The 8752-nt window shown below is 43.9% G+C and carries 5 protein-coding genes; all 5 read right to left on the bottom strand.

Annotated elements, in window-relative coordinates:
• On the bottom strand, positions 1 to 3903 hold a 3903-nt coding region (locus ASU35_RS18110; protein WP_242861324.1), incomplete at its 3' end, for a YodL domain-containing protein.
• 139 nt (positions 3904 to 4042) lie between these two features.
• A complete protein-coding gene (locus tag ASU35_RS18105) occupies positions 4043 to 5122 on the bottom strand; it encodes a CHAT domain-containing protein (RefSeq protein ID WP_242861323.1) in 1080 nt (359 codons plus the stop codon).
• A 108-nt stretch (positions 5123 to 5230) separates the two neighbouring features.
• On the bottom strand, positions 5231 to 6259 hold the full coding sequence (locus ASU35_RS18100; RefSeq protein WP_058354362.1) for a tyrosine-type recombinase/integrase: 1029 nt from the start codon (positions 6257 to 6259) through the stop codon (positions 5231 to 5233).
• Positions 6256 to 7233, bottom strand: a complete 978-nt coding sequence (locus ASU35_RS18095; protein WP_058354361.1) for a tyrosine-type recombinase/integrase — start codon at positions 7231 to 7233, stop codon at positions 6256 to 6258. The genes ASU35_RS18100 and ASU35_RS18095 overlap by 4 nt, the downstream gene beginning before the upstream one ends.
• A gap of 4 nt (positions 7234 to 7237) precedes the next feature.
• Positions 7238 to 8452: a tyrosine-type recombinase/integrase gene (locus ASU35_RS18090; RefSeq protein WP_058354360.1), complete on the bottom strand. Its 1215-nt coding sequence runs from the start codon at positions 8450 to 8452 to the stop codon at positions 7238 to 7240.
• Between the last annotated feature and the right edge of the window lie 300 nt (positions 8453 to 8752).

Genomic DNA, 8752 nt, shown 5'->3' with positions numbered 1-8752 from the left:
TCTGAAAAACATATCAAAATCTTTTTCAAAAAGTTCTTGACATATCACCAGAATGCTATGTGAATTTTTTGATTTTTCCAGTTCCTTCGTATCCTTATTGTTTCCCTGTGTTGCTTCTTTCTGCTTGGCTGCCAGTCGCTCTTTTAAGGAAGAACGTGCCTGTGGCTTTTCCTGCATTTCTTTCTTTTCTTCCTCACGATTGAATTTCTCCACGCCATTGTTGAGCCTGTCATCAATCATGTTGTAATTCTGTTCCTCAATCTCCTCGATTTTGGCAAGTGGCTTATATTCTGCCAGCTTTGTAAGCAGTTCCTTTGCCTGCCTTTCACTGTCCTCGTCTAGCCCCTCGTCAATAGATGCCTGCAAGAAAATACTAAGCGGTTTCACATTTCCAGTTCTTATATCATCAGCAATCATTTGTATCTGTGATTCTCTGTCTGATACCGAATCTCTATATCCATATGTATCAATCTCATAAGATAGCTGATCAAGTTCTGCCGCAAGTGCCTGTATTTTCTGCTCTTTTGTTTCCCGGTCATTGACCTCTTTCTCCGGGAAAGCTGCAATCAATTTCTTTAGTGCATCCTGCACTTTCGGAGTGTCCCGAAGCTCCAGTGTGTAATTCAGGAAATCAACATCAATACACTTTCCACTCAAAATGTCCGCCTGCTCATCTTCCCATTCTTCTGTTCCCTCGATGTGCATATTCACACCAATCGAAGGGATACCGTTCATCCGGGACGGATCAATGGCTTGATAAATCTGAATAGCTTCCTCAATCGTTTCTATCCCCTCATGATATTCTCCCATATTGTGAAATTCGCCACATTCTGCCACTGTAAATGTCACATTGACGGTCTCCGGCTCAATAACAGGTTCATTTGCCAGTTCCGTCTGCTCTGTCGGTTCCTGTTCCCGCCCTTGTCTTACAAGCTGTGTATTGACCTTTTCCTGCTGTGCCTTCTCCTGCAGATAGGTTTCCACTTCTGGCAGATAAGTCTCCAGTGTTCCGGTTCGTCCCTCTGTGATCGGGTTAATATCCACCTTAATCCCCGCAATGTAAATACTGTCCTCATGGAGCATATTGAACAAATTATCCTCCCTGGTCGATCCGGTGTATTCCACCACCACATCCAAGTCCGAATTCTCCTGTTCCATGCCCCTGCAGCGGCTTCCGGCTACCACTACATCCACAATCTCTGCATCCAGACCGTACTCGTCATTCTGCGACTGTACATAGGCATATACCGTTTTTTCTATATCGTCCGCACTCTGTCCGTCCAGACTATGAAACAATTCTTCTGTCTTTGCCCGGAAATCTGCAACCACATCTGGATTATTTTCGATAATTTCAGCCTGCCGTGCTGCCAAATCTGCCTGTTCCACTTCCTCCGCTTTCTCTGAAAGTTCCTCATAATCTACAATTTCAACCTCTGAACCAGCATATACTTCGCCCTGCAAATACTCGTCACGATAATATTGCTCGGTCACAACTGAAAATCTCTGTTCTTTCAAATCTGCGATCACCATATCCATTGCCCTTCGAATGGTAATATCCGGGTTATCGTAGACACCGCCATCCAGCAAATGGTACTGTTCATCCAGAATGGAATAATCATATCCCTCCTCGCATTCATGCATCAGGATATAACGGTCTGCGATATGAACCGCAAGCTCCGTCTCTATCTCATTCTCCTTTCCCTCCAGTGTCAGCATGAACTTCGGCAGCTCTGTAAATCCAAAAGAATCCACAAAATGTGCGCTGTTTTCTCCATTTTCGTGCAGTACCACAATATCGCTGACCGACAGGGAATGTGCCTTGTAGTCTGCCGGATGGTCAATATTGAACTTTGTATAGATTGCTTCCAGTGTTTCCGATTGCGTCTGTCCCTGCAATTCTGACAATTCGCCCAAATGCACCAGTTTATAATTTTCCGGCAATACCGCATCAAAATTGTCTTTGGTTATTCCCATACGCTTCAGGCTTTCCGTTCCCTCAAAACGGAACTTGTCCAGTTCGGGATTATCCTTTAACTGGTAAATACCGTATTTATCGGTATTTCCATATAAAAGCTGTGCTTCCCTGTTGGAATCATTCTCTGTAAGTTCTTCCTGCATCATGAGAAGTTTCCGTTCATTCTGCCAGTTTCCTTTTTCAATGCCACACATTCCATCATGCTCTATAATCTGTTTTCTGTCGGATACGGTAGTCTCTGAACCGTCTGTATGCAGAAGATACACTGGCAGATCATGGTCAAATAATTCCAATGCCCTTTCCTGTGTCAGCGGAAGCATTTCATTCCACGTATAGCCATACTCCTGCATTTCAGATATTCCGACCATGCTATCCGGCAGTGCGTCGATTTCTGCCTGTGCATCAACCATTGCTAACGCAACATCCTGATTTCCATCCACTTCCTGTGCATAGATATGTTCTGCAAGCTCCCTTGTTTTCTCCACATTACTCAGCTTATAAGCATAATTTACAATCAGATTTCTTTCATCATCGGAAAAGGCAGGCTGTCCATGCTCCAACCGGTTAATGATATGCTCTGCCTGTTGCATGACAGACAATTCCTCTGCATCCGTCAGACCTGCATCAAAATCGTATTCATAATCCCAAAAGTCCGGCATATTTCCATTTAATTCCTTACTACTGGACGCAAGTAACGTGATTTCCGTTCCCTGTTTTTCCATATATGAAAGGTAATTGCCATCCCATTCTTTTTCATCAAGAGAAGCCATATCTTTAAGCATTTTTCCGACATCATCCCTCAACATATTTGTGATTTTCAAAACCTCCCATTCGCTTTCAAAAATGGAAGCGAACTTAACAACCACATCATCGACATTGATTGGTTCCATTGCCTTATCATAGACCGCCTTCCTCTCCTTCATATCAATCAGCTCATCCGTATCCGTGTTATAACGCACATCCAGATGATACTCTCCGTACTCTCTGGAATCCTGATTGCCGATTTCCGTTGTCCATGCACCCTTGCTTTCCAAATACGCCTGTATGCTCAGCTTGTCGTCATCCGTCATTTCTGATAGTGCCTGCATCAGTTCCAGTCTGTCCATACCATAAACATCAAGCAGACTGAACTCTGAAAGGTCAGTATTCTGTATGAGGAGAATACTTTCCTTTGTCTGTTCCTGTGATACTTCCCTGTTCCTTTGTAATTCCTGTAATTGTTCCTCTATCCCGGTAATCAACTCCGAAGCTGTCCTCCGTATCGTATCCATGGAAGATCTAAGTTCTTTGGTATCCCTTCCGCTGCTCCAACCTGCAATATACCCAAAAGAATAATCAGAGGTATCTATACCAAAATGCTGGCAAACGGTGTATGCCACACTCTCCGCTTCCACCTCTTTGGTGTTGCGGTCTTTTTTCATCTGCTCGTCCTGCTCCACTTCCTTGCTGTGCATCTTGGAATGTGCCACTTCATGGATCATGGTCTTTAATGTCTGACTCTCGCTCATGTTTTCCTGTACCGCAATCCGCTTTGCTTCCCTGTCATAATAGCCTTTGGAATCTCCTGCAATCTCCTCCAGTTCAATCGGTACTGGTGAAATGGCTTCTACTGCACGAATCATATCCTGATACCCTTCCACATCTGAAAGAAGCTCCTTTGCCGCAAGTTCCGGTATCGGCTTTCCGTCTGTCTGCGCCACATCAAAAACGGATACTGCCCGGAATGCCGGAATTGTTATCTCGACTTCCTCTTTCTGCGGATTTCCGTCCTTATCAAGCAACAACTCTTGTGTAACCGGATCAATCTTATCCCGTTCCTCTTTAATTTTATAGGGTGCAGGTGCAAGGATACGGATTGCCTTTTCCCCTTTATTTACATGACGCTCAAAATTCTTCTGCCAAGCCTTGTATCCATATGCTTTGTTCATAGTTATCCTCCTTTGCGTTTGCTAAAATATAAAAATCCGAGAAAACAGCTAAAGATTTCTCGGATAACTTTTTATATCATGAATATGTTATGCTGGGTAATAAAATCCGCCACCTAACTTTAGGCGGCGGATTTTAAGATTAAACATCTGGACGAACAAGAATTAAATCATTTGGGTCAACATCATCACGGGCATAAAGCTGAGGAATATTTTCACCAGGAATGTCTTCCAATAGTAATTCAGCTATAGCTTGATTAAATGAAGTTTGCAGAGAATGCCCAAACCCTATGGATGAATACAACTGGGCAGCAAACGTGCAAGCAGTATCATCTCTGATAGAATCTGACATACCTATTGCAGCTTCAATATGTTCCACAACACTTTTTGCCTGTGTTTCCGAAAAGCAGGCGTTAAAAACAACCAAACGTATTGTATCAGACGCAGTTGACATGGCCATTGTAATTGCTTCTTTTGTAACGGTCTTTGTACTTCCATCGGGATTTAATAAAGCAAGTTCCCCTGACTGGGCACCATGACCACTAAAATGAACGATCGTGGGGTTCGTTTCATTAATTGCCTGCAATATATCTGATGCACGGGTAGCCCATCGACTTTCGAAATGAACCGATTCACGATATTCGGATAGGCGGATTTTTTGCTGAATAGAACGTGCCTCTTCGTCAAGAGAAAGTTGAGGCGTATCTTTTGGGTTTGCAGCGAGAAATAAAACTGTGATTTTTTCAGGTATCGCTTTTAACCGCTCGATTTCCAACTGCATATTCGATTGAACGCTTCCGTATTCTTTTAATGAACGTTCGAATGCAGCTGCTTGGCGAATTGCATCCTGCTGGCGTTTTTTCTCTGCCTCCATGTTCTTTTTGCTTACCTTGGCTTCCTCGTTCCTATAGTTTTTCTCCGCAGTAGACCGTTCCTTTTCTTTCTGGGCGATTTTTTTCTGGATATCGCCGCACTTTTTCTGAATATCAGAGATTGATTTTTCTGCTCGTTCAATCTCGTTGAGTTTGGATTTTATGGTGGACTGACTTTTCGTTCGGCTGATAGCACCCTTGGCTGATATGATTTTCTTTTGTAGAGGTGCTATTTTGGCCTGTTCTTTTGCCATATCCTGATTTAGTTTTGATATGTCTTCCTGCTTTTTTAACAAAGTATTTCTGTATGTATCGAGCTGAGACAAAAAATCACCTTCTTTCTTTTTCATGATTATACAGTTCAAGCTTTACTAAAGCAATAAAAATGTCGGTCTTCTGCAAAAAAGATCATATAAAAGACGATATCGAAAATCCTTCTGGAATTTCCCAAATGATTTTTAACGGTATAAAAATGGCAATGCTTGCGCTATTGGCTTGGGTACATCCTCTATATTTTTCTCAGCGATAGGCTTTCCACGTTCATCTAGATATTTATTTGCAAGCTCGGGTGTCACCTGTGCGTAAACGGTTGTCGTTACGATGCTTGCATGTCCAAGAAAGGCTTTTATCGTAACCAATGAGTCCCCGGCCTCAAGCATATGAACTGCTATCGAGTGCCTGAATGAGTGGGGAGAATATCCTTTTTCGAGAAACTTGTCCGGATGTTCCCGCCTGCAGACAGCCAGATATTTTTTTACAATTCCTTCCACACATGATATGGACATATGCTCGTTCGTACGGCTTGAAAAAAGATGCCTGTTTTGTATGCTTGGGTCATTTGAACAAAATCCACGGCTTTTCATATAACCTTTTAATAAAGCGGCGCAGTTTTGGGGGATAGTGACTATCCTTGATTTGTTCCCCTTCCCTGTAAGCTTTACTTTGACCGGGGCAGAGAAAAAGATATCTTTTACCATAATGTCACAAAGTTCCTGCGCCCTGGCACCTGTTGCATAAAGCACACTTAGCAGGGTTATGTCCCTCTGCCCGGTCAATGTATTGGTATTTGGTGAAGAAAGCAGGATGGACACTTCCTCTTTTGTAAAATATTTGATGGAGGCATTTTTAGGCTCTTTCTTTTTAGGGGTCTTTACCATTGCCGTATAGAATGGCATAGATGCCGTAAAATCTTTGTCCGCCGCATATTTAGCAAATGCCATGAGTGCAGCCCTCCTCAGGTTCCTGGTTTTTACTGTGCAGTGCCTTTGTTCTTCCAGATACGCCAGGAATCCATCGACCGCCCCGCTACCGAGTAGGTCAAAAGTCACCTTATCCGGCTGGATGCCTTTTTCTTCTGAAAAATACGCAAACAGAAGCCGGAATGCATACTGATACGCTTTCAGGGTGTTGCTGCTGACGCCTTTGGAATCCGGGAGGTAAGTTGTGAAGAATTTTTCTAATAATGGCAGTATTGATCCTTTTTTCATTCGAAATCCACCTCCGGGAAAATATGGTTGATCGCCTGTTCCATACGTTGCTGTGAATCCTTATATAAAGTGTAATCTGTCGCAAGGTATCTCTCCGTTTCAAAAAGGGATTTATGCCCCAGATATGCGGAAAGGTATGGGACAAACTGCTCTAGCGTCCTTCCTGCATCCTCTGACTGCAGGAAGGATTTATATGTAAAGTAATGCCGCAGAGTATGCGGGGATATTCCGCGCCCATACTTCTCCAGCCGCTCATTGCTTATCCCTGCCTGTTCAATGACTGACAAAAACCAGTTTCTGAATGTCCAGCTCAGATATGGAGTGCCGGGAGTGCGGTCGCTTTCAAAAAGATAACTGGAATCCGGATTTTCAGAGAACTGCCGTTTTTTATAAAGTTTCAGCAGTTCTGTCAGAGATGGATCCATTGGGACATCACGCTCCTTATTGTTTTTTGCTCTCCTGATATGCAAGATCCCTGCCCCGAGATCCACATTTTCCCAGCGTAGCGCAAGGGCTTCACCAAGCCGCAGACCACACCCGTAAAGGACACGAATCAGCATGGGAAATACCCTGGATGATCTCGTGCTTTCACGGCGGTTCCCTAGAAAACCGTCTGCTGCGTTGATGACTGCATGGAATTCCTCATCCGTAAAGGTATAGGGGATAAAATCAGAATGCTCCCTCATGTACTCAGGCTCAAAAGCCGGAATCTCCAATGCCTTCAGGTACCTGGAAAAGACCCGAACATGGGTTATCTGCCGGTTCTTTGACTGGGGCTTGCAGGTCATGGAATCCAGCCAACTGCCGATTGCCTCCTCCGTCAGTGCTTTCTCCCGACCTGAATTTTCAGAGAGAAAAATGTCAAGGGATTTGAAAGTCACTTCATATCCCCGTGTCTGCTGTCCGGCATCCCTGACCATGTTCAGGAAACTTTTGAATTCGGATGCAAAGCTGCTTTGAAATATATAAGCCATAAATTCATTCCTCCTTAAGGTAATCTGCAAATTTTCCGCCTGCTTCCGGCACCGGAAGTGCGCAGGAGCGCAGCCTCTCCGTTGACAGTGCCACATAATGGGATATCGCCGCATTATCTTCATGTCCCAAAAGTCTGCTCACGGCTTCAAAAGGAACATTCTCAGCAACCAGCTCACTTGCAAAAGTCATGCGCAGTGAGTGGGAACCGTGGTGCCGGTCTCCCGGATCAATTCCAGCCAGCTTGAAATATTTGTCAGCTACCAGCGAGACTACTGACCGTGACAGCTGCGTTTTCCTGTAAGTAAGAAAAATATATGGCTCATCCGTCTTCGGACGGCCATTTTCGATATAGTCCCGTAATGCATCCTCAATCTCCGGAAGCAGTGAAAGGGTCTGCGGGACATCTGTTTTGAATTGGACATAGGAAATCTTCCTGTTTTTGAAATCAATATCCGAAAAACAGAGGAGCCGGATATCGGAAGCCCTCATGCCTAGCCGGACAGCCAGCAGGAGGATTGCATAATCCCGTTTTCCCATCGGGGTGCTGCGATCCACACATGACAGGAGCTTTTCTACTTCTTCATAGGTATAAACAGAAGGTGCCCTCTGCGGATAACGTACCCTGGGGAGAATACCCGAATAATTGGCGGCTACAGTTCCCTGCTCCACAAGATATGAAAAAAACTTTCTTGCATATGCGGCGAATATTGCCCGGTTCGTTGATTTTTCAAAAGCCTGCTGTACACAGGCTGCATTAATTCTTTCCCACGAAGTGACACCACTTTCCGAAAAGCAGCGGAGCATTTTTACAAGCTGTGAACGGTATTGGCGTACTGTGATTTCTTTATAACCTTCGTCACGAAGAGTTTTGAGGAAAGTCTCCAGTTCACGCTCGAAGCACTCAGGGCATTGGTATAAAACCCTAAGCCGGGCAAAAGTATAATTCCGGCCGTTTGTGTATTCATCAAGACGGCGGATTACAGTAGATTTAAAGCTGAATGTTTTTGGATTCCATTCCCTCAGCCTTGCTTCGGATTCCAGAAATTCCTGCCCAATTTCGGGGGTGTATTCCGCATAGCCTAGTGCGTTAGCATAACGGATCAGGAAATCAATCTGCCCCCTGTAATGCGTGAAGGATGATTTGCCATAGCCTTTTTCCCGTAAAAAATCTATGAATCCATCCTTTAGCTGGTACCAGTAAGTGTTTTTTTCGTTCATTTTGAACCTCCTATGTAATGAATTTGATCTTAATAAAGACCATGCATAGGATTATATCGTAACAAAAAGTTATCCGGGCAAACCATGCGGTAATGCCCAGATTTACAAAAGAAACAAAGGCTAAGGAGGATAACTATGGAGCAAGGATATGGATTCTTATCCGATTAATCGGATAAGTATCCAGCAACAAGAGTGGCTTCCGGCTTCTGCATCGCAATCAGAAGCGTATTGTTAAAGCTGTAAGAGGGCGTAAAAAATCTTGTGTCTTTGGATCTTGAATCTTTCTGATAAAAATTAGAT

The organism is Acetivibrio ethanolgignens (assembly GCF_001461035.1).
GTDB classification, from domain to species: Bacteria; Bacillota; Clostridia; order Lachnospirales; family Lachnospiraceae; genus Velocimicrobium; species Velocimicrobium ethanolgignens.
Note: the sequence above shows the minus strand (reverse complement) of the source record. Positions and strands in the feature narration are given on the sequence as shown.

Coding starts and splice junctions, on each gene's coding strand:
- ASU35_RS18090 (WP_058354360.1), bottom strand. CDS start 8,452: ATGAACGAAAAAAACACTTACTGGTACCAGCTAAAGGATGGATTCATA.
- ASU35_RS18100 (WP_058354362.1), bottom strand. CDS start 6,259: ATGAAAAAAGGATCAATACTGCCATTATTAGAAAAATTCTTCACAACT.
- ASU35_RS18105 (WP_242861323.1), bottom strand. CDS start 5,122: ATGAAAAAGAAAGAAGGTGATTTTTTGTCTCAGCTCGATACATACAGA.
- ASU35_RS18095 (WP_058354361.1), bottom strand. CDS start 7,233: ATGGCTTATATATTTCAAAGCAGCTTTGCATCCGAATTCAAAAGTTTC.